1 protein-coding gene is annotated in these 423 nt (G+C 68.8%); it reads left to right on the top strand.

From position 1 onward, the window contains the following. A partial coding sequence (locus B7P34_RS36305; RefSeq protein ID WP_106682297.1) for an NADH:ubiquinone oxidoreductase subunit NDUFA12 occupies nucleotides 1-326 on the top strand: 326 nt, incomplete at its 5' end. Nucleotides 327-423: the final 97 nt, after the last annotated feature.

Genomic DNA, 423 nt, shown 5'->3' with positions numbered 1-423 from the left:
GGCTGAACACGCGCCTGTCGGGCGTTGAGGTCGGCCGCGACGATCAGGGCAACGTCTACTACCGCTCGAAGAAGGGCGACCGCCGCTGGGTGGTGTTCGCGGGCGATGTCGAAGCGAGCCGGACCCCGCCGGAGTGGCACATGTGGCTGCACCGCCAGTCGGCAACCCCGCCGAGCGAGACGCCGCTACCCACCAAGGCGTGGGAAAAGCCGTGGCAGCCGAACCCGACCGGGTCGCTGGAGGCCCATGCGCCGTCGGGCAGCCTCCACGCCAGTGGCGTGCGGGCGCGCGCGACCGGCGACTATGAAGCATGGCGGCCCGAATAATGCGCGCGCTGTTCAAGGAAAATATCGTCGAGGCGCTGATCGGCGCGCTCGTGCTGCTGGTCGCGATCTGGTTCGTGACCTTCGCCTATGCCCGTAC

Source organism: Streptosporangium nondiastaticum, assembly GCF_003011965.1.
Taxonomy (GTDB): domain Bacteria; phylum Actinomycetota; class Actinomycetes; order Streptomycetales; family Streptomycetaceae; genus Streptomyces; species Streptomyces nondiastaticus.
Note: the sequence above shows the minus strand (reverse complement) of the source record. Positions and strands in the feature narration are given on the sequence as shown.